Source organism: Streptomyces sp. A1277, from assembly GCF_004795015.1.
Taxonomy (GTDB): Bacteria; Actinomycetota; Actinomycetes; order Streptomycetales; family Streptomycetaceae; genus Streptomyces.
In genome coordinates this window covers 1-22,688 of record NZ_SSBI01000026.1, presented here as the reverse complement: position 1 = coordinate 22,688, position 22,688 = coordinate 1, and the positions used below count along the sequence as shown (strand labels likewise).

The following is a 22,688-nucleotide window of genomic DNA, read 5'->3' as shown; positions in this document are numbered from 1 at the left end:
GACGACCGTAGGGGCGGGCCCGGGCGCCGCTCAAGGGTTCGGGGCGGTGTGCAACGCGACTGCCATACGGCGTTCACGTTCCACGCGGCGGGTCTACGACCAAGGGCGGAGCGCGGGGGCGACTTCCGACAGGGCTCAAGGCGGGTTTCGCCCCTTACCCTTGGCTCATGACCGCCCTGGAACCGCGTGACGCCGATGTCTCGCCCCTCATCGAAGCCACCGACGGCACCGGCCCCCTCGACCAGACGGACCACACCGGCCCCGCATCGCCGGAGGGGATTCTCGGGCGGACCTACCGGGCGCTGAGCATCGGCATCGTCTCCGTGGTGTTCCTGATCGCCTTCGAGGCGACCGCCGTGGGGACCGCGATGCCGGTCGCCGCCCGGGAGCTGCACGGCGTCCCGCTGTACGCGTTCGCGTTCTCGGCGTACTTCACCACCAGCCTCTTCGCGATGGTGCTGTCCGGGCAGTGGGCCGACCGGCGCGGACCGCTGGCGCCGCTGGCCACCGGGATCAGCGCCTTCGCGGCGGGGCTGCTGCTGTCCGGGACCGCGGGCTCCATGTGGATGTTCATCGCGGGCCGGGCCGTGCAGGGGCTCGGCGGCGGCCTGGTGATCGTCGCGTTGTACGTGGTGATCAGCCGGGCCTACCCGGAGCATCTGCGGCCGGGGATCCTGGCCGCTTTCGCCGCGAGCTGGGTGATCCCCTCGGTCGTCGGGCCGCTGGCCTCCGGAAGTGTCACCGAGCACCTGGGCTGGCGCTGGGTCTTCATCGGCATCCCGGTCCTGGTCGTCTTCCCGCTGGCGCTCGCGCTGCCCGAGATCCGGCGCATGGCGTCCGGGCCCGCCGACCCGGCGGCGCCCGTCGAACCGTACGACCGCCGGCGCATCGCGCTCGCGCTGGGCATCTCGGTGGGCGCCGGGCTGCTCCAGTACGCCGGTCAGGAGCGGAACTGGTTCTCCCTGCTGCCGGCCGCCGCCGGGGTCGCGCTGCTCGTCCCGGCGATCCGGGGCCTGCTGCCCCCGGGCACGGCACGCGCGGCGCGCGGACTGCCGGCGGTGGTGCTGCTGCGCGGGGTGGGGGCCGGGTCCTTCATCGCCGCCGAGTCGTTCGTCCCGCTGATGCTGGTCACCGAGCGCGGCGTCTCCCCGACCCTGGCCGGCCTCTCCCTCGCCGCCGGCGGCGGTACGTGGGCGCTGGGCTCCTACGTACAGTCCCGGCCGCGCATGGAACCGCACCGCGAGCGGCTGATGGTCGGCGGCATGGTCCTGGTCGCCGCCGCCATCGCGGCGGCCCCCGCCGTGCTGGTCCACTCCGTGCCGGTGTGGACGGTGGCGGTCGCCTGGGCCTTCGGCTGCTTCGGCATGGGTGTGGTCATCGCCTCGACCAGCGTCCTGCTCCTGAAGCTGTCCGCACCCGAGGAGGCGGGCGCCAACTCGGCCGCCCTCCAGATCTCCGACGGCCTCTCCAACGTCCTGCTGCTCGCCGCGGGCGGCGCCGCCTTCGCGGCCCTGGGCGGCGGCACGGTGGACGCGGCCCACGAGGCGGTGAGGGCCACCACCGCCGCCTCCCACCCGGCCGCGTTCGCGATGGTCTTCCTGCCGATGGCGGCGGTGGCCCTGGCGGGGGCGTGGGTGGCGGGGCGGGTGCGGACGTCGTAACTGGTACCGGTTCGGCCCCATGCGGTGGTAACCGTTTTGGTATGGCTATGAACGTGCGCCTCCGTGGACGACCAGACCGAAGCCCTCAAGCGGCGCGCCGAGCAGGAGGGCACGAGCATGCACGCCCTACTGCTCCGGGCCGTGGACGGCTACCTGGCCCGGACCGCTCAGCAGGCCATCGTCCGCCGGGCCGCCAAGGAGCAGGCCGCCAAGTGGGGCGAGCTCATGGAGCGGCTCAAGTGAGCTGCGTCTACCTGAGCTCCGAGGACATCCTCGTCATCGCCGAGCACGCCTGCCCCGACATGCAGATCGTGGTCCGCGACGCCGGCCTCCTGGAGTCGGCGGCCCACCGGCCGTCGGCGTCCATGTTCGGCCAGGAGGCATATACGGACGTCATCGACAAGGCGGCCGCACTTCTGCAGTCCCTGGCGATCAACCGCCCGCTCTTCGACGGCGACAAACACACCGCCTGGCTGTCCTGCGTCACCTTCCTCGCCATGAACGGGGTCGATCTCCGCCCCGATATCGACGCGGGGAACGCCTGGTCATCGCCGTCGCGACGGGCGGGACGGACGAGGTGAAGGTCATCTCCCAGGGCCTGCGCGACCTGGCGACCGGCCCCGTGTGAGAGCCGTCGCAATTCCGTGCGGGGCGGTGCGGTACGCGGCGGGGCGGGGCGCCGGCCCCGGTAGGGTGGCCCGGTTGTCGTATCGCGTGCGGGGCCGGCCCGGCCCGTGCGGACAGCGCCACACGTACCCGAGAGACCCGAACCGGAGACCGTGACTACTACCGCCTCCCACCACCTCTCACCCGCCTTCCCCGGCCGCGCCCCCTGGGGCACCGCCGGCAAGCTGCGAGCCTGGCAGCAGGGCGCCATGGAGAAGTACATCCAGGAGCAGCCGCGCGACTTCCTCGCGGTCGCCACCCCCGGCGCGGGGAAGACCACCTTCGCGCTGACCCTCGCGTCCTGGCTGCTGCACCACCACGTCGTGCAGCAGGTCACCGTCGTCGCTCCCACCGAGCACCTGAAGAAGCAGTGGGCGGAGGCGGCCGCCCGGATAGGGATCAAGCTCGACCCCGACTACAGCGCAGGCCCGCTGAGCAAGGAGTACCACGGGGTCGCCGTCACGTACGCGGGCGTCGGCGTGCGCCCGATGCTGCACCGCAACCGGTGCGAGCAGCGCAAGACCCTGGTGATCCTGGACGAGATCCACCACGCCGGTGACTCGAAGTCCTGGGGCGAGGCATGCCAGGAGGCGTTCGACCCGGCCACCCGGCGGCTCGCGCTCACCGGTACGCCGTTCCGGTCGGACACCAACCCGATCCCGTTTGTCGTCTACGAGGAGGGCAACGACGGCATCCGCCGCTCCTCGGCCGACTACACCTACGGCTACGGCAACGCGCTGGCCGACGGCGTCGTGCGTCCGGTGATCTTCCTCAGCTACAGCGGCAACATGCGCTGGCGCACCAAGGCCGGGGACGAGATCGCCGCCCGGCTCGGCGAGCCGATGACCAAGGACGCCATCGGGCAGGCATGGCGCACCGCCCTGTCGCCCACCGGCGACTGGATCCCCAACGTGCTCAGCGCCGCCGACAAGCGGCTCACCGAGGTCCGCAAGGGCATCCCGGACGCGGGCGGGCTCGTCATCGCCACGGACCAGGAGTCGGCGCGCGCGTACGCCAAGATCCTGAAGAAGGTCACCGGCGAGTCGGCCACCGTCGTCCTCTCCGACGAGAAGGCCGCGTCGAAGAAGATCGACAAGTTCAGCGAGGACGAGTCGCGCTGGATGGTCGCGGTCCGCATGGTGTCCGAAGGGGTCGACGTGCCGCGCCTGGCCGTCGGCGTGTACGCCACCACCATCTCGACCCCGCTGTTCTTCGCCCAGGCCGTCGGCCGCTTCGTGCGCTCCCGCAGGCGCGGCGAGACCGCGTCCGTCTTCGTGCCGACCATCCCGATGCTCCTCGACTTCGCCAACGAGATGGAGGTCGAACGGGACCACGTCCTCGACAAGCCCAAGAAGGGCAGCGACGAGGAGAACCCGTTCGCCGAGGAGGACCAGCTCCTCGCCGACGCCGAGAGGCTGGAGGACGAGGAGACCGAGGAGCAGTTGCCGTTCGAGGCGCTGGAGTCCGACGCGGTCTTCGACCGGGTGCTGTACGACGGCGCCGAGTTCGGCATGCAGGCGCACCCCGGCAGCGAGGAGGAGCAGGACTACCTCGGCATTCCCGGGCTCCTCGAACCCGACCAGGTGCAGCTGCTGCTCCAGAAGCGGCAGACCCGGCAGATCGCGCACAGCAGACAGAAGCCCTCGTCGGAGGCCGACCTGCTGGAGAAGCCGGCCCAGGACCGGCCGGTCGTCACGCACAAGCAGCTGCTGGGCCTGCGCAAGCAGCTGAACACCATGGTGTCGGCCTACACCCACCAGAGCGGCAAGCCGCACGGCGTCATCCACACCGAGCTGCGCCGGGTGTGCGGCGGGCCGCCGAGCGCGGAGGCCACGGCCGGGCAGATCGAGCAGCGGATCAAGAAGGTCCAGGAGTGGGCCACCCGGATGAGGTGAGTCGCCGTACGGCACGGGCACGCACCGGCCCGGGGCGGGGACAGCCGTCCTCGCCCCGGGCCGGCGTCATGCTGGGCCCGCTACCAGACGAACGGCGCGGACAGGGCGGACGTCGCCACGCACGGCACGGTGGCGGACGTCGGGGACGAGGCCACGATCTGCAGTGACCAGTTGGAGGTGCCCGGGGGAGCGGGCAGCACCACGGAATCGGTGCTGTCCCCGGCCGCGAGCGTGCCCGAGGTGAGCTTCAGCGGTCCGAGTGTGATCGGATTGCCGCCGCTGAGACCGGGGTTGGTCTTCGCGGAGAACTGCACCTGACTGGTGACGCCGCCCGAGGTCTTGGTGAGCTTGAGCGTCGTCGTGATGCTGTTCGGGTCGGCACTCGTGCCGGACGGCATCGTGATCGCCGTGGACGTGACCTTGACGGTCTTGCCGGAGGCGCCGTTGGCCGCGGTCAGGGTGGCCAGACCGCTGCCCCAGGAGCCGCAGTCGTAGGTGGCCGTCGCGGTGAGCGGGGTCACCGCCGAGGCCGTAGGGGCGGACAGGGCGAGCAGCGCTCCGGACGAACACGCCGCCGCCAGGACCAGCGGTAAGCGTCTTCGGCCCGGCGCTCTCGAAGCGCGTGAAGAGATCGACATGACGGGTGGAACTCCTTCCGGTTGAATTCCGCGGATTCGCCGTACGCGCCGTGTGCGATGCCTTGCTCGTACGTACGGATCTGCGTGCCGGGCCCGGCATGTCGGGTGCAGTGAAACGGTGATCTTCGAAGAAGTCAACAGGTGTGCGGGAAGCGGTGCGGAAACCAGTCGGAAATTCATTTCGGGGGACGGGTGGTGCGGGTCCGAAAGGATCAATTCGGTGTCTCTTGACTTCTCTGGACGCGGCCTCCTCAATGTGCGCAATCAATGGTCCAGGAAAGGGTGTCAGGTGATCCGACGACGAAGACCCGGAGTGACCGGGCTGCTCGCTGCCTGCTTCGTGCTGTCGCTGGGCTGCGCCGGAGCCTCGGCGTCCCCGCGCCCCGCGCCCGTCCCCGACTCGGCCGCCGGGACGGCCGCCCCGACCGTCCACTGCATCCTGCCGGCCGGTCAGGGCGAGGCGACCGGGCCGCAGCAGATGGACGTGGAGCTGTCGCCCGCCGTCGTGGAACCGGGCGGCAAGGTGCACGCGAAGGTGACCCTGGGCCCGTCCCCGGCCACCAGCGCCCTCGCCCTGGCCGACGTGCCGACCATCCCCAGCCTCGACCTCGCGATGTCGGGCGGCGCCACGGGCACGGTCACCGTGCGCGGCCCCGAGGTCGTCATGGACATCCCGGCCGGGGTGCCCATCGAGATCCCGGCGTACGAGGGCGACTTCCTGCTCCCGGCGGACGCGTCGGGAGACATCTCGTTCGCGGTGGTCCGCACGCTGACGCAGACCAAGGTACTCGGCTCGGTCTTCGAGACGCCCTGCGACATCGTCGGCGGCGAGGCCGGCGTCGGCACCGTCACGGCGGAGGGCTCCACCTCCGACCCCGCCACCCTCACCGCCCCCGCGGACCCGGTGCGCCCGCACACCGCGGTGAAGCTGAGCGGTTCGGGCTGGACCCCGGGCGCCTCGCCCGCCCCGTCGCTCTGCGCGGCCGGCGGCGGTGGCTGCGATCCGCTGAAGTTCACCTCGCACGCCCTGCGGATCGACGCCTACGGGACGCTGTCCGGCACCGCGACCCTCGGCGAGGCCGGGGCGGTGCCGAACGGCTCGTACCTCGTCAAGGTCAACGACGGTACGAGGGAGGCCACCGCCCCCCTCACCGTGGAGGCGGTCGCGGCCGGCAACCGGGAGATCGCGCTGACCCCGGACCGCGGCCCGGTCGGCAGCGTGATCACGGTCAGCGGCCGCAACTACAACCCGGACCGCTGGATCAACGTCATCGGCCTCGACGCCTCGGGCGCCGTGCTCGACGACAGCGCGGTCTACGTCAAGAGCGGCACGGACGGCGCCTTCGCCGTGGACTTCACCGTCATCTCGGACGACGTGGTGGCCGTCCAGGCGGACGAGGGCAACGACCCGGCGACCGTACGCACCGCCCCGTTCACCGTCACCACCGAGGGCGGCGGGGACGGCGGCGGCACGGCCGAGCAGCGCCTGACCACCGAGATCAGGGCCGGGACGCTGTCCATGACCCAGGACGGCGACTCCGTCGACTTCGGTACGACGGTGCTCGGCGAAGGCGGCGGGGTGCAGCGCGCCCGGCTCAACCGGGTGGAGGTGCAGGACGCCCGGGGCGTCAACAGCGGCTGGTCCCTGACCGGCACCCTCACCGCCTTCACCAGCGCGGGCGGGGACACCATCCCGGCCGGAGCCGTGCGCTGGGCACCGGCCTGCACCCCGCAGGACGGCAGCGTGGGCACACCGGTGGCCGGATCGCCCACCACGCTCGGCAGCGAGGCGGCGAGCCTGTGCCGGATGAATCCGGACGGATCACGTCCGTTCACCGGCGGAAAGTTCGACACCGACGCGGGCCTCACGCTCACCGTTCCCGAATTCACCCGCCCCGGAGATTACAGCGCCACGCTCACCCTGACCCTGCTGTAAAAGGGCCGCACCCCGGCCCGGGGAAAAGCCCGCCGACGCCCGCCTGTTCCGTCGCCCGTTCCGTACGGCAATGGAACGGGCGGGCGCCGTCATTTCGCCTCGCATTCGGGGGCCTTCGCATTCCCTTTCCCTTTGGAGGAGCCGTATGTTCGCGCACCGCAGACCCACCGGAGGCCCGGGCCGCCGACGCCCGGCCCTGCGCCGGGCCGTCGCCCTCGGCGCCGGAGCCGTCCTCGTCTGGACCGGCTCCGCCGTCGCCCTCGCCCCGCTCGCCCACGCCGGCACCATCACCCCCACCGTCCACTGCACCCTGCCCGCCGGTCAGGGCCAGGCGGACGGGCCGCAGCAGTTCGGCGTGGAGCTGACCCCCGACGTGGTCGACCCCGGCGGCAAGGTCCACGCCAAGGTGACGCTCGGCCCGTCCCCCGCCACCAGCGGGCTCAGCCTCAGCGACGTGCCGACCACCCCGAGCCTCGACCTCGCCATGTCCGGCGGCGCCACCGGCACGGTCACCGTCACCGGGCCGCAGATCAACCTGGACGTCCCGTCCGGGAAGCCGATCGAGATCCCGCCCTACGAGGGGGACTTCCTCATCCCCGCCGACGCGAGCGGCCCGATCACCTTCACCCCGCTGCGCAACCTCACCCGCACCAAGGTCCTCGGCTCCACCTACGAGACCGCCTGCACCGTCACCGCGGGCGGCGGGCCAGTCGGCACCGTGACGGCGGAGGGCAGCGCCGGGAAACCGGCCACCCTGATCGCCCCCACCGCGCCCGTCCGGCCGTCCACGGCCGTCACGCTGGCCGGGAGCCGGTGGACCGCCGGCGCCACCCCCGTGCCCTCGCTCTGCGCGGCGGACGGCGGCGGCTGCGACGCCGGGAAGTTCGCCGATTCCAGCCTCGCCATCGACGGCTCGGGGCAGCTCACCGGCAACGCCGTCCTCGCGGCGGCCGGTGCGGTGCCGGACGGCTCGTACCTGGTGAAGGTGGGCGACGGTACGAAGGAGGCGACCGCGCCCCTGACCGTCCGGGCCTTCGCCCCCGCCGGGCCCCGCACGATCGCGCTCTCCCGGAGCAGCGGACCCGTCGGCAGCGTCATCACCGTCACCGGCAGCGACTACTACCAGGACCGGTGGATCAACACGGTCGGCCTCGACGCCACCGGGGCGACGCTGGACGACACCGCCGTCTACGTGAAGAGCCGCCCGGACGGCACGTTCTCGGCCGACTTCACCGTCTCAGATCCGGCCGTCGCCGCGATCCAGGTGGACGAGGGCAACGACCCGGCGACCCTCCTGACCACGCCGTTCACCGTGACCGAGGCCACCGCGACACTCTCGGCCGGCGCCGCCAAGGTGAAGCCGGGCTCCACGATCGGGGTGTCCGGTGACGGCTGGCCCTCCGGCGTCACCCCCTCCGCCGCCCTGTGCGCGGTCGACGGCACCGGCTGCGACGCGGCCGGGATCAGCGGCTCCACCCTGCGGATCGCCGCAGACGGGACCCTCGCCGGTACGGTCACCCCGGCCGGATCCACCCCGCGCGGTGTCTACGCCCTCCGCGTCACCGCCGGCGTCTCCGAGGCGCTGACCCAGCTCACCGTCTCCCCGACGTTCGTCGTCCTCACCCCGGCGGCCGGGCCGAAGGGCACCGCGGTCACCGTGCTCGGCCAGGGCTTCGCGAAGGTGGCCACCGTGTCGATCACCGGGCTGCGCGCGGACGGCTCCAGGACCTCCGACCCGGTGCGGACGAAGGTCGTCGGGCTCGACGGGGCGTTCTCGCAGACGTTCACCGTGGGCGCGGCCGACACCGTGGCGATCCAGGTCCGCGAGGTCCTCGTCAACCCCCGCACCGAGACGGCCGCGTTCACCGTGCAGGACGGCACCGCCCCGGCCGGCGCGGCCTTCGCGCTCTCGCCGCCCGAGGGGCCGCCCGGCACGGTCGTCCAGGTCACCGGCAAGGGCTTCGCGCCCGTCGCCACGGTCTCCGTGACCGGCCGCACCGCCTCCGGCGCCCGGACCTCGGACCCGTACGTCACCCGGGTCATCGGTCTCGACGGCACCTTTGCCCTCAACTTCACCGTGCGGGACCCCGCGACGGCGTCGATCAGGGCCTGCGAGGTCCTCGTCAACGGAAAAGTCGTCCAGAAAATGTTCACGGTGAGTTAACGCCGGTTCACCTCCCGTCTACAGAGCGTCGCGGGGGAGTCGGCCGACATGGACGCGCGTAGATGCGCCATGATCGGCCGACGCCCCGCTGACCGGCCCTTATGCCCGCGTGGCGCAATCGCGTTTGTGGAGGAGACCGGATTCTGGACGAGGTCTTCCGCTGAGCGGACTCCCTCGCTACTGTCCAAAAATGTGAACGCCCCGTGGCAATGTGGCCGCGGAGCAGCCGGTGCCTTGGCCAGGCCGGCGGCCTCTCCGTGCGTCGCCGCTGGGACCGGTGGCGCACAACCCACGGGATCCAGCCGCCGCCGCTCACCACAGAGGAGAGGGCGTCGTGACCGCGGAGACCTCCCAGACGCTCGACCGAGGACTGCGTGTCCTCAAACTGCTCGCCGACACCGATCACGGCCTGACGGTCACCGAGTTGTCCAACAAACTCGGCGTCAACCGCACCGTGGTCTACCGTCTGCTCGCCACCCTGGAACAACACACCCTGATCCGACGCGACTTGGGCGGCCGGGCACGGGTCGGCCTCGGCGTCCTGCGCCTGGGCCGCCAGGTGCATCCGCTCGTACGCGAGGCCGCGCTGCCGGCGCTGCGCTCGCTGGCCGAGGACATCGGGGCGACCGCCCACCTCACGCTGGTCGACGGCTCCGACGCGTTGGCGGTCGCGGTCGTCGAACCCACCTGGACCGACTACCACGTGGCCTACCGGGCGGGCTTCCGCCACCCCCTCGACCGGGGCGCGGCCGGCCGTGCGATCCTCGCCGCCCGCCAGAAGCCGGTGGGCGAGACGGCCTTCACCCTCACCCACGGCGAACTCGAAGCGGGGGCCAGCGGGGCGGCGGCCGCGCTGATGGGCGTCACGGGGGTGGAGGGCAGCGTCGGCGTGGTCATGCTCGCGGACTCCGTCCCCGAACGGGTCGGCCCCCGCGTGATCGACGCGGCCCGAGAGGTCGCGGACGCGCTTCGCTAGCGCGGGCGTGGGGGCGGGGCTTTCCGCGGCGCGGGGCCGCGGCGGGGCGCGGGTTGTCCGGCGGCCCGGTTCCGCCCTCAATCGCCGGGCGGGCTTGATGGGTAAACCCAGCCTGTCCGGCGTTTGAGGGCGGAATCGGTGCGGGGGAGGGCCCGTGCCCCGGGTAAACCCAGCCTGTCCGGCGTTTGAGGGCGGAATCGGTGCGGGGGAGGGCCCGTGCCCCGGGTAAACCCAGCCCGTCCGGCGTTTGAGGACGGAACCGGTCATCGGGTGTTCCCGAGCCCTGGGTCCGGGCCCACGGAAGGGCGCCGGCCCCCGGCGAGCCGGTTCCGCCCTCAAACGCCGGGCGGGCTGGAGTTGCCGGGCGGGCTGGAATTGCCGGCGCCGGCCAGCCAGGTGCCGGACGGGCTGGAGACGGCGCCCGGGTTAGATTGGGCGGGTGTCCACACCCCGCACCCGCCCCCGCACCCTCGCCCTCTGCGCCCTCCCCGTCCTCGCCCTCCTCGGCGTCGCCGGCTTCGCGCCGTTGCCGTTCACGCTGGCGCAGCCGGGGACGACCGCGAATGTGCTGGGGGACGATCACGGCACCCCGGTGATCAGCATCGAGGGCGGCACGCCCACCCGGCCCACCAAGGGTGAGCTGCGGATGACGACGATCGTGGCGACGGGGCCCGAGGCCGACGTCGGTATCCGTGACGTGGTCGACAGCTGGTTCCGTACGGACCGGGCCGTGCTGCCCCGCGACTCCGTGTACCCGACCGGCGGCTCCGAGAAGGAGATCGAGAAGCACAACCTGGACGACATGGTGAAGTCCCAGGACGCCGCCGTCGACGCCGCGCTCAACTACCTGGGCAGGAAGCCCGGTTCGGTGGACGTGACCCTGCACCTGGCCGACGTGGGCGGCCCCAGCGCCGGCCTCTTCTTCGCGCTCGGCATCGTGGACAAGCTCGACGGCGACGGCTCGGGCGGCGACCTGACCGGCGGCCGCACCATCGCGGGCACCGGCACCATCGACGCGGACGGCGAGGTCGGCGCGGTCGGCGGCGTCTCGCTGAAGACTCAGGCGGCCCGGCGGGACGGGGCGACCGTCTTCCTCGTACCGAAGGCGGAGTGCGGCGAGGCGAAGTCCGAGCTGCCGGAGGGGCTACGGCTGATCCCGGTCACGACGCTGAAGGGCGCGGTGAACTCACTGCGGGCCCTGGATCACGGGGGCAAGGTCCCGAGCTGCTGACCGGGTCCGCCGATCAGCGCGGAGACGACGATCGGGAGCGTCGCGCAGAAGGCGACCAGTCCGGCCTTCCCCGCGCTGCCGGTCGTCTCCAGGACGAACCACGGGACGCCGATCAGGGTGAGTGAGGTCCCCGCCGTCGAGATGGAGTTGGCGGCCAGGACCGCGATGAGCGGCACCCGGTCGTGCGTGTTCTTCCCCCCGTCCACGGCGCTACGCCGTGCGAGGGGTGCGGGCGGGGCGGGCGACGCCGGCCGGTATCAGGCGCAGGCCGAGCCCGATCATGGTCCACCCCAGCCTGCTCCGCAGGGCCTGGCGCCGGGCGGCGCGGCGGGCGAGGCGGAGGGTCTCGGTGTGGCGGCGCAGTTCGGCGTTGTGGACGCGGTACATGGCGAGGTGGGTCTCGGGGTGCATGGCGGGTGGTCCCTTCAGTCGGTGGGGAGCATCAGTGGGTGGGGAGCGTCAGCGGGTGGGGAGCGTCAGTCGGTGGGGAGCGTCAGTCGGTGGGGCGCGGGAAGATGTGCAGGTGGGTGCGGACGACGGCCGATCCCTCGGTGTCCTCGGGTACACGGCCGCGGTAGCTGTTGATCAACTCGTGGACCTCGTCGGCGAGTTCGCGGGAGAGCTCAGGGGTGAGCCGCACCTTGAAGTCGCTGAGGTCCGAGCCCTCGTACCACTCCCGCGACCACTCGTGCATGGTGCCGAGCCAGGTGTTCAGCTCCTGTGCGTGCAGCGTCGCGATCTCGTGCAGGACGACGCCCATGGCGCCGCGCACCTCGGGGTCGGCGTCGTACAGGAACTGCGCGTTGAAGGAGGCGCCGGCGTGCACGGCCCGCCACCAGCGCTCGCGGCCCTTGCCGCGCGTCGGGTCGTCCTCGACGAAGCCGAACGAGGCCAGTTGGCGCAGGTGGTAGCTGGTGGCGCCGCTGGACTCGCCGAGGCGGTCGGCGAGGCCGGAGGCGGTGGCGGGTCCGTACTCCCGCAGGGCGCTGAGCAGCCGCAGGCGCAGCGGGTGGGCGAGTCCGCGCAGGGCGCGGGTGTCGATGCTGAGGACCTTGGGCTCGGCCGCCGTCGCGGTGTGGTCGTCGTTCGGTTCCGTGGTGGACATGGCTCAACCGTAGAGTTGCAAAGGAGCTTTTGCAACATGTCTTTGCAAAGAAGCTTTGCGACTTCTCGGCCGGGGCGCCGCCCTCACCCCTCCTTGATGAACCCCTCCTGGACCAGCCAGTCCTTCGCCACCTCGTGCGGGTCCTCGCCGTCCACGTCCACCTTGGCGTTCAGGACCTGCGCGACCTCCGTCGTCAGCCGCCTGCTCAGCGGGTCCAGGAGGCCGGCGATCTCCGGGTACTTCTTCAGAGTCGCGGTGTGCACGACGGGCGCCGCGTCGTAATTGGGGAAGAAGTGCTTGTTGTCCTCCAGGACGTCCAGGTGCATCGCCTCGATGCGGCCGTCCGTGGTGAACACCTCGCCCAGCAGGCAGGAGTCGGACTTGGAGACCTGGGTGTAGATGATCCCCGCGTCCATCTTGCGGATGTTGGCGGCCGGCAGGGACATCCCGTACGCCTTCTCCATGCCGGGCAGCCCGTCGTCGCGCGAGGCGAACTCGTTCTCCACGCAGACCGTCACCGCCGACGGGTTCTTCTTCGCCAGGGCGGCGACGTCGGAGAGCGTCCTGAGGTGGTACTCCGCGTTGTTCTTCCGGCTGATGGCGAGCGCGTAGGTGTTGTTGAGGGTGGAGGGCCGCAGCCAGGTCACCCCGTTCTTGAGGTCGGCGTCGCGCACCGCCCGCCACTGCTCCATCGGGTCGGCGATCGGCTTCGCGTGCCCGAGGTACGTGATCCAGCCGGTGCCCGTGTACTCGTACTCCGCGTCCGCGTCGCCCTGGATGACCGCCTCACGGGCGCTGATCGAGCTGGGCAGGTTCGTCCGGTCCAGGACCTCCGCCCCGGCCGCCTTGAAGACCAGGCCGATCATCTGGCCCAGGATGATGTTCTCGCTGAAGTTCTTCGAGGTGACGGTCAGCGACGCGCCGTCCAGCGGCTGCCCCCGCCCGACCGACCCGGGCACCACGTCGTCCACCATCGGCGAACCGCTCTTCAGCCCGCACCCGGCCAGCACCAGGGCCAGCGCCGCCCCGCCCGCCAGGGCCGTACGCGTCCGCCGCGTCGTCCGCCGCGTCCTCATCGCCCCACCTCCAGACCGCGTGGGGTGAGCGCCACCTCGGCCAGTGAGGCCAGCCAGTCCACCAGGAGCGCCAGCACCACGGTCAGGACGGAGCCGAGGATCAGGACCGGCATGCGCTGGGTCTGGATGCCCGAGGTGATCAGGTCGCCGAGCCCGCCGCCGCCCCCGAAGGTCGCCAGGGTCGCCGTGCCGACGTTCAGCACCAGTGCGGTGCGCACCCCGGCCAGGATCAGCGGGACGGCGAGGGGGAGTTCGACCTTCGTGAGCGTGCCCATGGCCGACATCCCGATGCCGCGCGACGCCTCCACCATGCTCGGCTCGATCGCCTTGAGACCGGCGACCGTGTTGGAGAGCACCGGCAGCACCGCGTAGATCACCATGCCGGTGATGGCCGTCGAAGGGCCGATGCCGAGCCAGATCACCAGCAGGGCCAGCAGACCGATCGCCGGGGTCGCCTGCCCGATGTTGGCGATCGCCGTGACCACAGGCGCCGCCCTGCTCACGCCGCGCCGGGTCAGCGCGATGCCCAGCGGGATGGCGATGATCAGCACCCAGAACGTCGAGATCGCGGTCAGCTTCACGTGCTGCCACCAGCGCAGCTGGACCGTGCCGCCGGCCAGCGAGTTCTCCGCGATCGAGTCCAGGTGCACGTGGGTGATCCAGACGTACGTGAGGACCAGCACCACCGCGAGCGCCGCCGGGAGCACCACCAGCTTGCGCCAGGTGATCCGGCGCGGCGGTCGCGACGGCGGCGGGGCCGGCTCGTCCTCCTCCTCGTCACGGAAGGCGTGGCCCTTCACGTCGTGCTCGCCCGGCGGCCGGTCCCGGCCGGGGGCGCGGGAGGAGCCGGAGGGGGAGTCGGGGGTCATGCGCCCGCACCGCCCTCCTGCTCCTGGGCGGTCTGCTGGACCCGCAGCTCCTCCAGGTCGTGCTGGTGCTCGATGGCGGTGAGCCGGTCGGCTTCGAGGAGTTCGTGCACCGAGTTCATCAGGGTGTGCATGTCCACGACCCCGGTGAACTCGCCGCGCCGGCCGGTCACCGCGACCCGGCCGCCACTGTCGGTGAGCACCGCCTCCAGCGCGTCGTGCAGGGTCGCGTCCCTGGTCACCGTGTCGTGGACCAGCTGCCCGGCCCGCGCCAGCGAACCCCTCGCCCGCATCAGGTCGCCGCGCCGCAGCCACTTGTACGGGCGGTTCCTGCGGTCCAGCATCAGCAGCTCGTTGTGCGGACCGCTGCGCAGCTTGTTGAAGATCGACTGGAGCGGGTCGTCCACCGTCACGGTCGGGAAGTCGGCGATCTCCACCTCCCGCACGCGCGTCAGGTTGAGCCGCTTCAGCGCCGCGCCCGCGCCGACGAACCCGGAGACGAAGTCGTCCGTCGGGTTGGTGAGGATGGCCTCCGGGGTGTCGAACTGCGCGATGTGCGAGTGCTCGCGCAGCACCGCGATCCGGTCGCCCAGCTTGATCGCCTCGTCGAAGTCGTGGGTGACGAAGACGATCGTCTTGTGCAGTTCGTGCTGGAGCCGGATCAGCTCGTCCTGGAGGTGGTCGCGGGTGATCGGGTCGACCGCGCCGAACGGCTCGTCCATCAGCAGCACCGGCGGGTCGGCGGCCAGCGCCCGCGCCACGCCCACGCGTTGCTGCTGACCGCCGGAGAGCGCACGCGGATAGCGGCCGTGGAACTCGCGCGGGTCGAGCCCGACCAGGTCGAGCATCTCCTCGACCCGCTCCTTCACCCGCGACTTCGACCAGCCCACCATCTTGGGGACGAGGGCGATGTTCTCGGCGACCGTCATGTGCGGGAAGAGCCCGGACGACTGGATCGCGTACCCGATCTTGCGGCGCAGCTTCACCGGGTCGATGTCCGTGACGTCCTCGTCGCCGATCCTGATCCGGCCCGACGTCGGCTCGATCAGCCGGTTGATCATCTTCAGCGTGGTCGACTTCCCGCAGCCGGACGGGCCCACGAAGATCACCGTCTCGCCGGCCCTGATGTCCATCGAGACGTTGTCCACGGCCGGGCTCGGGTTGCCCGGGTAGCGCTTGGACAGGTTCTCCAGCTGGATGGGGGCGCCGGAGGCGGCGTCGGCGGCGGGCTGCCGCCCGGTGTCCGCTGCGGTCTCAGACACGGATCCCCCTCGGGATGGTGAGCCGCCCCAGCAGCACGTACGCGGCGTCGAAGAGCAGGGCAAGAACAACGATGCCGAGCGTGCCCGCGAGCACCTGGTTGATCGCGTTGGCGCTGCCCAGCGAGGCGATGCCGCGGAAGATCTCGTTGCCGAGCCCGGGTCCGGAGGCGTACGCGGCGATGGCGGCGATCCCCATCAGCATCTGCGTCGAGACCCGGATGCCGGTCAGGATCGGAGGCCAGGCCAGCGGCAGCTCCACCCGGCACAGCCGCGCGGTCCGCGACATCCCGATGCCCTTCGCCGCGTCCACCAGCGAGGGGTCCACGCCCCGCAGCCCCACGATCGAGTTCCGGACGACCGGCAGCAGCCCGTACAGCGTCAGGGTGATCACCGTCGGCGCCACACCGAGGCCGACCAGCGGGATCAGCAGACCGATGGCGGCGAGGGACGGAATGGTCAGGACGGTCGCCGTCGAGGTGATCGCCACCGAGGAGCCCCAGCCGCTGCGGTAGCTGACGACCCCGATCAGGACGCCGAGCACGGTGGCGATGACCATGCACTGGAAGACGGCGCTCACGTGCTGGAACGCGTCGGTGAGCAACTGCTGGTGCCGGTTGGCCAGGTACTCCCAGAAGCTCACCCGTCACTCCTCGGCTCAGTCGGTGTCCTGCGCCGCCTGTTCGACGAGCGGGATGACGCGCAGCGGCACCGGGTTCTCCATGACGATGGCCGTGGAGGCCCGGACAATGCCATCAAATCCGACAACCCGGTCGATCACCCGCTGGAGATCCGCGTTGGACCGGGCCACGAGCCGGCACAGCATGTCCCCGTGCCCGGTGGTGGTGTGCAGCTCCAGCACCTCCGGTACGCCCCTCAAGTGCGCCCTCACGTCCGCGCCTTGACCCTGCTTGATCTCCAGCGTCGCGAACGCGGTGACCGGGTAGCCGAGCGGCGCCGGATCGACGTCGGGGCCGAAACCGCGGATGACGCCATTGGACTGAAGGCGGTCGAGCCGCGCCTGCACCGTCCCGCGCGCCACGCCCAGCCTGCGCGACGCCTCCAGGACGCCGATCCTGGGTTCACGCGCCAGCAGCACGATGAGCCGCCCGTCCAGTCGATCGATCGCCACGGGTCCGCCTCCGGGGGTCGGTGTGATGGGCACCATGTACAGATAGCCCGCTCATCATGGGCAGGCGCTGCGCACATTGACCAGTGATTGCGCGAACTGTTGCGCACCTTGCGGAGCGGCGGGAACCTTCGGACATGACAGAGACGATGCACAGCACCCCGGAGACGTCCCGGCAGGCCGATCCCTTCCCGGTCAAGGGAATGGACGCCGTCGTCTTCGCCGTCGGCAACGCCAAGCAGGCCGCCCACTACTACTCGACGGCCTTCGGCATGAAGCTGGTCGCCTACTCCGGGCCCGAGACCGGCAGCCGCGAGACCGCCGGCTACGTCCTCACCAGCGGTTCCGCCCGCTTCGTCCTCACCTCCGTCGTCAAGGCGTCCTCCGACTGGGGCCACTTCCTGGAGGACCACGTCGCGGCGCACGGCGACGGCGTCATCGACCTCGCCATCGAGGTGCCCGACGCGCGCGCGGCGTACGCCTACGCCGTCGAGCACGGCGCCACGGGCATCGAGGAGCCGTACGAGACGAAGGACGAGCACGGCACCGTCGTGCGCGCCGCCATCGCCACGTACGGCAAGACCCGCCACACCCTCGTCGAGCGCTCCGGCTACGACGGCCCGTACCTGCCCGGCTACGTCGCCGCCGCCCCGATCGTCGAGCCGCCGGCCAAGCGCTTCTTCCAGGCCATCGACCACTGCGTCGGCAACGTCGAGCTCGGCCGGATGAACGAGTGGGTCGAGTTCTACAACAAGGTCATGGGCTTCACGAACATGAAGGAGTTCGTGGGCGACGACATCGCGACCGAGTACAGCGCCCTGATGTCGAAGGTCGTCGCGGACGGCACGCTCAAGGTCAAGTTCCCGATCAACGAGCCGGCCGTCGCCAAGAAGAAGTCGCAGATCGACGAGTACCTGGAGTTCTACGGCGCCGCCGGCGTCCAGCACATGGCGCTCGCCACCAACGACATCGTCGCCTCGGTGAAGGCGATGCGCGCCGCCGGTGTGCAGTTCCTCGACACCCCGGACTCGTACTACGACACGCTGGGCGAGTGGGCGGGCGAGACCCGGGTGCCCGTGGAGACCCTGCGCGAGCTGAAGATCCTGGTCGACCGCGACGAGGACGGCTACCTGCTCCAGATCTTCACCAAGCCGGTCCAGGACCGCCCGACCGTCTTCTTCGAGATGATCGAACGCCACGGCTCGATGGGCTTCGGCAAGGGCAACTTCAAGGCCCTCTTCGAGGCGATCGAGCGCGAGCAGGACAAGCGCGGCAACCTGTGACGCCCGAGGCATGAGTGAGGGGCGGGCCGGATTCCGGCCCGCCCCTCCGGTCGGACGACGGGAATCTGACGACAGGCCCTCGTCCTGTGCGTCAGCCTGCCGCGGCCGATGGCGCGGCGGACGGCTGTACGGGTGCCTGCGCGCCGCCTCCCGCGGGCGCCGGGGCCGCCTGCGGGCCCGCCGCGGGGGCCGGGACGCCACCGGAGGTCTGCGGGCCGCCGGCGGACGCGGTCGGCTCCGGCGCGGGTGCCCGCGGCGGCTCCGGGACCGGGTCCCGCCGCATGTCCTGCGGGCCGCCCGCCGGGGGCTGCCCCAGCGTGTCCAGGGCCTCCTGCGCCAGCGGCGCGTCCAGCGGCGAGAACTCCGGGTTGGTCCGCAGCGCCTCCTCCAGATGGCGGCGGGCCGCGCCGTAATCGTGCAACGCGCGCTGCACCATGCCCAGGTGGTACGAGTACGAGGCGTTCCGGCCGCCCGAGTCGACCGCCCGCCCGGCGTACTCCAGCGCCCCGTCCGAGTCACCCGACCGGTGCAGCGCCCAGCCCAGCGCGTCGGCCACCGCCGCGCTGCGGTGCCCCCGGTCCCACTCGGCCCGCAGCAGCTCCACCGCCGAGTCCGCGTCCCCGTGCGCCGCCTCGAACCGGCCGAGCGGCAGCGCCTCGTCCACGCCCCGCGCCTCGCCCGCGTCCAGCGCCGCGCGGAGCTTGTCGTACTGGTCCACCGAGTCGCCGTCCAGCCCCAGCGACTCGTACAGCTCACCCAGCTCCAGCAGATACGCCGGACGCGGCGACTTCGCCAGCGCCGCCCGGTAGTCCCGCAGCGCCTCGTCGGTGCGCCCCAGGGCCGCCAGCGCACGCGCCCGCCCGGCGAGCGAGGCGTGGTGGCCCTTGTCGATGCGCAGCGCCGCCCCGTACTGCGCCACGGCCTCCTTCGGCTCGCCCCGCTCCCAGGCCAGTTCGCCGAGCCGGGCCAGGCAGGCGGCCTTCTCGGCGGGCGCCGTCGCCCGGTTCGCCGCGTCCTGGGCGGTGGCCAGCGCGTCCTCGCGCCAGCCCCGGTCCCGGTACATCTCGGCCGCCCGGCCCAGCGCCGGCACCCCGGCCCGCAGCGCGGTGAACCTCTCCACCGCCGTGATCGCCGACTTCCGGTCGCCGAGGCCGTTGTACGCGTCGATCAGCTGCGGGTAGACCGTCCACTCCTTGGGCTGCCGCGCCCGTACCGTCTCGCCCCACTTCTTCGCCGTCACGAAGTCGTGCCGGGCGTTGGCCAGCGAGGCGAGGCCCACCCAGGCCGCCGTGTTGCCGCTCTCGCCGGGCCGCACGTCCAGCGACCGCTTCAGCGCCTGCTCGGCCCGCGTGTAGTACGCCGGGTCGGCGGCCCGCCGCCCCCACTCCACGTACGCCGACCCGAGCACCGCCCACGACCCCGCGTCCGAGGGGTGCGTGCCCACCCACTTCTGCCGGTCCCCGATGAGCGCGGTCAGATCGGCGAGCGAGGCGGGGGAGCCGGCGGCCGTCGCGGTCATCGCGCGCGAGACCGGGCCCGGCACGGGCGGCGCCGCGTCCTGGTCGTCGTCGGGCACCGCGACCACCGCACCCGTCACCAGCACCGCGCCCGCCACCAGGCCGAACGCGGCCCTGCGCAGGGTCGTACGCATCGGGGCGGGCGGCGGCTCGGCCAGGGACACGGGGTCCGGCGCAGGCCCCGGCGGGGAGCCGCCGGGCGGGGGCCAGTCGGCGTCGGGGGCGTATTCCGGCCGGAGGGCCGGCGGTGGCTGCTGAGGCGTGACGTCCATGCCGATCACTGTGCGTCAGTACGAAGATCACACCGCGCCTTGGGAACGCCGCCGCAGACGGGTTCACACCAATGGGCCCGGGTGCCACGCTTGGATCATGGACGATCTCCTCGAACTCCTGCGGGCGGGCCTCCCGGCCGACGCCCTGATCACCGATCCGGACGTCACCGCCTCCTACGCGAACGACATGGCGAGCTTCTGCGAGGCGGGCACCCCCGCCGTCGTCGCGCTCCCACGCACCGTCGAGCAGGTCCAGCACGTCATGCGCACCGCCACCGCGCTGCGCCTCCCGGTCGTCCCCCAGGGCGCCCGCACGGGCCTGTCGGGCGCGGCCAACGCCATCGACGGCTGCATCGTGCTCTCCCTGGTGAAGATGGACCGCATCCTGGAGATCAGCCCCGTCGACCGCATCGCCGTCGTGGAGCCCGGCGTCATCAACGCCGTGCTGTCCCGCGCGGTCGACGAGCACGGCCTGTACTACCCGCCGGACCCCTCCAGCTGGGAGATGTGCACCATCGGCGGCAACATCGGCACCGCGTCCGGCGGCCTGTGCTGCGTGAAGTACGGAGTCACCGCCGAATACGTCCTCGGCCTCGACGTCGTCCTCGCGGACGGGCGCCTGCTCACCACCGGCCGCCGCACCGCCAAGGGCGTCGCCGGATACGACCTGACCCGGCTCTTCGTCGGCTCCGAGGGCAGCCTCGGCATCGTCGTGAAGGCCGTGCTGGCGCTCAAGCCGCAGCCGCCCCGGCAGCTCGTCCTGGCCGCCGAGTTCCCCAGCGCGTCGAGCGCCTGCGACGCCGTCTGCCGGATCATGGAGCGCGGACACACCCCGTCACTCCTCGAACTGATGGACCGTACAACCGTCCAGGCCGTCAACCGAATGGCGCACATGGGCCTCCCCGAGACCACCGAGGCCCTGCTGCTCGCCGCCTTCGACACGCCGGACCCCTCCGCCGACCTCGCCGCCGTCGGCGAGCTGTGCACGGCCGCGGGCGCCACCGGGGTCGTCCCCGCGGAGGACGCGGCCGAGTCCGAGATGCTGCTCCAGGCCCGGCGGATGTCGCTGACCGCGCTGGAGACCGTCAAGCCGGCGACGATGATCGACGACGTGTGCGTACCGCGCTCGCAGCTCGGCGCCATGCTGGAGGGCACGGCGGCCGTCGCCGAGAAGCACGGCCTCACCATCGGCGTCTGCGCCCACGCGGGCGACGGCAACACCCACCCCGTCGTCTGCTTCGACCCGGCCGACGCCGACGAGTCCCGGCGGGCCCGGGAGTCCTTCGACGAGATCATGGCGCTCGGCCTCGGCCTCGGCGGCACGATCACCGGCGAACACGGCGTCGGCGTACTGAAGAAGGAGTGGCTCGCCCGCGAACTGGGCGAGGTGAGCGTGGAACTGCACCGGGGCATCAAGCAGGCATTCGACCCGCTGGGACTGCTCAACCCGGGCAAGGTCTTCTGACCGCACCCCGGCCACGCCCCTCAGCCCTCCCCGTCCTGCGACTCGTCCGAGGGCCACGGGTCGCTCATCCACAGATCGTCGGCCGGCAGCGGCGCGAGCAGTTCCGCCAGACCCTCGTCGATGCCGAGCCGCCCGGTCTCCGTACCCGGCGGCACCACCCGCAGCGTCCGCTCCACCCACACCGCCACCGCCGCGGACGGGACTTCGAGCAGGGCGTTGCCGTCGGGAGACGTCAGCGCCACACAGATGACGCTGCTCCCGTCGATCCTGGTCGGCCAGATCCGCACGTCCCCCTGCCCGCACGGCCTGAACACCCCTTCCACCAGCAGATCGCGGGCGAACGTCCAGTGCACCGGCGAGTCGGAGCCGACGTGGAAGGTGATGTGCACGGCGTACGGGTCCTCCGTGCGGTACGTCAGCCGGGCCGGCACAGGGATGCTGCGCTCGGGGGACAGGACCAGCTTGAGCTCCAGCTCGCGCTCCACGACGGTGTGCATGACGGCGTCCTTTCGTTGCCCGCGACCGGTCCCACGACCGGCCGGCACAGGCAGAGAGCGCCTTCCCCGTCATCCATGACGCGACTTCCCGGAAAAGTTTTTTTGGTTGACCGGAAAGTGGTCCAAACACCGGGACCGGCCCGGGGGTACGCGCCTGTCTGATAGATGTGGACCCTTGTACTGAGGCCACGAAGAGATACGGGACCACGGTGATGAGCGCCCCAACCCCGGCACCCGGTGACGAAAGCCCCCGCGAGGGGTACTACCCCGACCCGTCCATCCCCGGCTACGTGCGGTACTGGAACGGCGCCTCCTGGGTGCCCGGCACGAGCCGCCCGGCCCCCGAGCAGGGCGAGGCGCCGCCCGCGGCCACCGCCGCTCCCACGCCCGCTCCGGTGGACGAGACCGGTCCGGTCTTCCTGGACGAGGGGCGGTACGAGGCCGACCGCCCCGAACCCGCCACCGCCTGGCAGGCCGACGCCTCCCGCCAGGCCGGCTTCGGCGGCGACCGCGACCGCCGGGTCTCCTGGGGCGGCACGGGCGGGGAAGCGGATTCCGGTACGACCGCGGACGCGGCGCCCGACTCCGCGTCCGCCCCGCCCTCTTCCCCCGCCCCCTCTCCCCCCGGCCCCTCCGCCGCACTCGCCCGCCGGAGCCCCGCCTCCGCCGAGGTGGCCCGCCGCGTCCCGGCGGGCGGCGAGCCGGCCGACCGCACCCCGGTGGACCCGCGCCGCCCCTCGGCGCCCGGCGCGCCCACCACTCCCTCCGCACCCGAGCCGGCCGACGGCAGGGTGCCGGGCATGCGGAAGGGCGGGGCCCCGAAGCCCGAGAACACCGTCGCCATCCGCGTCAACCGGCCCGGCCGCACCGGCGCCACGGGCGGGGACACCGGGCGGCCGCCCGCCGAGAACACCGTCGCGATCCGGGCCCTGCGCCGCCCCGGCGGCGGTCAGCAGCCGCCCGCCGAGGGCACGATGACCATCCGCGCACTGGGCGCGGGCCCCGCCGCCGACCCGCAGACCCCCGCCGCGCCCGCGCCCCCGCGACAGATC

At 72.3% G+C, this 22,688-nt stretch carries 19 protein-coding genes and 3 pseudogenes; 11 read left to right on the top strand and 11 right to left on the bottom strand.

What is annotated here, in order from left to right:
• The first annotated feature begins 167 nt into the window (after window positions 1-167).
• The 4 genes and pseudogenes from E6R18_RS18830 to E6R18_RS18815 all read left to right on the top strand — a co-directional run bounded on the left by E6R18_RS18830 (window position 168) and on the right by E6R18_RS18815 (window position 4,222).
• On the top strand, window positions 168-1,661 hold the full coding sequence (locus E6R18_RS18830; RefSeq protein ID WP_136318063.1) for an MFS transporter: 1,494 nt from the start codon (window positions 168-170) through the stop codon (window positions 1,659-1,661).
• A gap of 41 nt (window positions 1,662-1,702) precedes the next feature.
• A pseudogene (locus tag E6R18_RS18825) lies at window positions 1,703-1,904 on the top strand (CopG family transcriptional regulator).
• Window positions 1,901-2,289, top strand: a pseudogene (locus E6R18_RS18820) (Fic family protein). The pseudogenes E6R18_RS18825 and E6R18_RS18820 overlap by 4 nt, the downstream one beginning before the upstream one ends.
• Before the next feature lie 151 nt (window positions 2,290-2,440).
• Complete coding sequence (locus tag E6R18_RS18815; protein ID WP_136318062.1) at window positions 2,441-4,222, top strand: DEAD/DEAH box helicase; 1,782 nt, start codon at window positions 2,441-2,443, stop codon at window positions 4,220-4,222.
• An 80-nt stretch (window positions 4,223-4,302) separates the two neighbouring features.
• Here the strand turns inward: E6R18_RS18815 and E6R18_RS18810 are convergent, their stop codons facing one another.
• Window positions 4,303-4,860, bottom strand: a complete 558-nt coding sequence (locus tag E6R18_RS18810) for a hypothetical protein (protein ID WP_206308316.1) — start codon at window positions 4,858-4,860, stop codon at window positions 4,303-4,305.
• Between the two features lie 313 nt (window positions 4,861-5,173).
• Between E6R18_RS18810 and E6R18_RS34085 the strand changes: the two genes are divergently transcribed.
• The 4 genes from E6R18_RS34085 to E6R18_RS18790 all read left to right on the top strand — a co-directional run bounded on the left by E6R18_RS34085 (window position 5,174) and on the right by E6R18_RS18790 (window position 11,167).
• Complete coding sequence (locus E6R18_RS34085) at window positions 5,174-6,796, top strand: hypothetical protein (protein WP_168712391.1); 1,623 nt, start codon at window positions 5,174-5,176, stop codon at window positions 6,794-6,796.
• A 145-nt stretch (window positions 6,797-6,941) separates the two neighbouring features.
• Entirely contained in the window at window positions 6,942-8,960 is a 2,019-nt protein-coding gene (locus E6R18_RS18800) for a hypothetical protein (RefSeq protein WP_168712390.1), read from the top strand.
• A gap of 334 nt (window positions 8,961-9,294) precedes the next feature.
• Window positions 9,295-9,936 carry a helix-turn-helix domain-containing protein gene (locus tag E6R18_RS18795; RefSeq protein ID WP_136318059.1) on the top strand — a complete coding sequence of 214 codons (642 nt, stop codon included), beginning with the start codon at window positions 9,295-9,297 and terminating at the stop codon, window positions 9,934-9,936.
• A 439-nt stretch (window positions 9,937-10,375) separates the two neighbouring features.
• Complete coding sequence (locus tag E6R18_RS18790; protein WP_136318058.1) at window positions 10,376-11,167, top strand: S16 family serine protease; 792 nt, start codon at window positions 10,376-10,378, stop codon at window positions 11,165-11,167.
• A 2-nt stretch (window positions 11,168-11,169) separates the two neighbouring features.
• Here the strand turns inward: E6R18_RS18790 and E6R18_RS18785 are convergent.
• The 8 genes and pseudogenes from E6R18_RS18785 to E6R18_RS18750 all read right to left on the bottom strand — a co-directional run.
• Window positions 11,170-11,373, bottom strand: a pseudogene (locus tag E6R18_RS18785) (MFS transporter); the annotation flags it as partial.
• A gap of 4 nt (window positions 11,374-11,377) precedes the next feature.
• The gene (locus tag E6R18_RS18780) at window positions 11,378-11,578 is read right to left on the bottom strand and encodes a hypothetical protein (protein WP_136318057.1); all 201 of its coding nucleotides are present in this window, start codon (window positions 11,576-11,578) and stop codon (window positions 11,378-11,380) included.
• Between the two features lie 82 nt (window positions 11,579-11,660).
• Window positions 11,661-12,272, bottom strand: coding sequence for a winged helix-turn-helix domain-containing protein (locus E6R18_RS18775; RefSeq protein ID WP_136318056.1), 612 nt, complete (start codon window positions 12,270-12,272; stop codon window positions 11,661-11,663).
• Between the two features lie 83 nt (window positions 12,273-12,355).
• The gene (locus tag E6R18_RS18770; protein WP_136318055.1) at window positions 12,356-13,348 is read right to left on the bottom strand and encodes a glycine betaine ABC transporter substrate-binding protein; all 993 of its coding nucleotides are present in this window, start codon (window positions 13,346-13,348) and stop codon (window positions 12,356-12,358) included.
• Window positions 13,345-14,217 carry an ABC transporter permease gene (locus E6R18_RS18765; protein WP_136318054.1) on the bottom strand — a complete coding sequence of 291 codons (873 nt, stop codon included), beginning with the start codon at window positions 14,215-14,217 and terminating at the stop codon, window positions 13,345-13,347. Before E6R18_RS18765 ends, E6R18_RS18770 begins: the two co-directional genes overlap by 4 nt.
• Entirely contained in the window at window positions 14,214-15,476 is a 1,263-nt protein-coding gene (locus tag E6R18_RS18760; protein WP_136318053.1) for a betaine/proline/choline family ABC transporter ATP-binding protein, read from the bottom strand. The genes E6R18_RS18765 and E6R18_RS18760 overlap by 4 nt, the downstream gene beginning before the upstream one ends.
• Entirely contained in the window at window positions 15,469-16,116 is a 648-nt protein-coding gene (locus tag E6R18_RS18755) for an ABC transporter permease (RefSeq protein WP_136318052.1), read from the bottom strand. The genes E6R18_RS18760 and E6R18_RS18755 overlap by 8 nt, the downstream gene beginning before the upstream one ends.
• A gap of 15 nt (window positions 16,117-16,131) precedes the next feature.
• The gene (locus E6R18_RS18750) at window positions 16,132-16,605 is read right to left on the bottom strand and encodes an Lrp/AsnC family transcriptional regulator (protein WP_136318051.1); all 474 of its coding nucleotides are present in this window, start codon (window positions 16,603-16,605) and stop codon (window positions 16,132-16,134) included.
• A gap of 134 nt (window positions 16,606-16,739) precedes the next feature.
• Between E6R18_RS18750 and hppD the strand changes: the two genes are divergently transcribed.
• Complete coding sequence (gene hppD, locus E6R18_RS18745) at window positions 16,740-17,885, top strand: 4-hydroxyphenylpyruvate dioxygenase (RefSeq protein WP_136318050.1); 1,146 nt, start codon at window positions 16,740-16,742, stop codon at window positions 17,883-17,885.
• A gap of 91 nt (window positions 17,886-17,976) precedes the next feature.
• Here hppD and E6R18_RS18740 read toward each other — a convergent pair whose 3' ends face one another.
• A complete protein-coding gene (locus E6R18_RS18740) occupies window positions 17,977-19,674 on the bottom strand; it encodes a tetratricopeptide repeat protein (protein WP_136318049.1) in 1,698 nt (565 codons plus the stop codon).
• A 97-nt stretch (window positions 19,675-19,771) separates the two neighbouring features.
• On the opposite strand from E6R18_RS18740, the gene E6R18_RS18735 reads away from it, so the two are divergent.
• A complete protein-coding gene (locus E6R18_RS18735; RefSeq protein WP_136318048.1) occupies window positions 19,772-21,139 on the top strand; it encodes an FAD-linked oxidase C-terminal domain-containing protein in 1,368 nt (455 codons plus the stop codon).
• Window positions 21,140-21,159: 20 nt separating this feature from the next.
• Here the strand turns inward: E6R18_RS18735 and E6R18_RS18730 are convergent, their stop codons facing one another.
• A complete protein-coding gene (locus tag E6R18_RS18730) occupies window positions 21,160-21,636 on the bottom strand; it encodes an SsgA family sporulation/cell division regulator (RefSeq protein ID WP_136318047.1) in 477 nt (158 codons plus the stop codon).
• Window positions 21,637-21,848: 212 nt separating this feature from the next.
• On the opposite strand from E6R18_RS18730, the gene E6R18_RS18725 reads away from it, so the two are divergent.
• Window positions 21,849-22,688 (top strand): DUF2510 domain-containing protein (locus tag E6R18_RS18725; protein WP_136318046.1); only part of this gene is annotated, 840 nt, incomplete at its 3' end.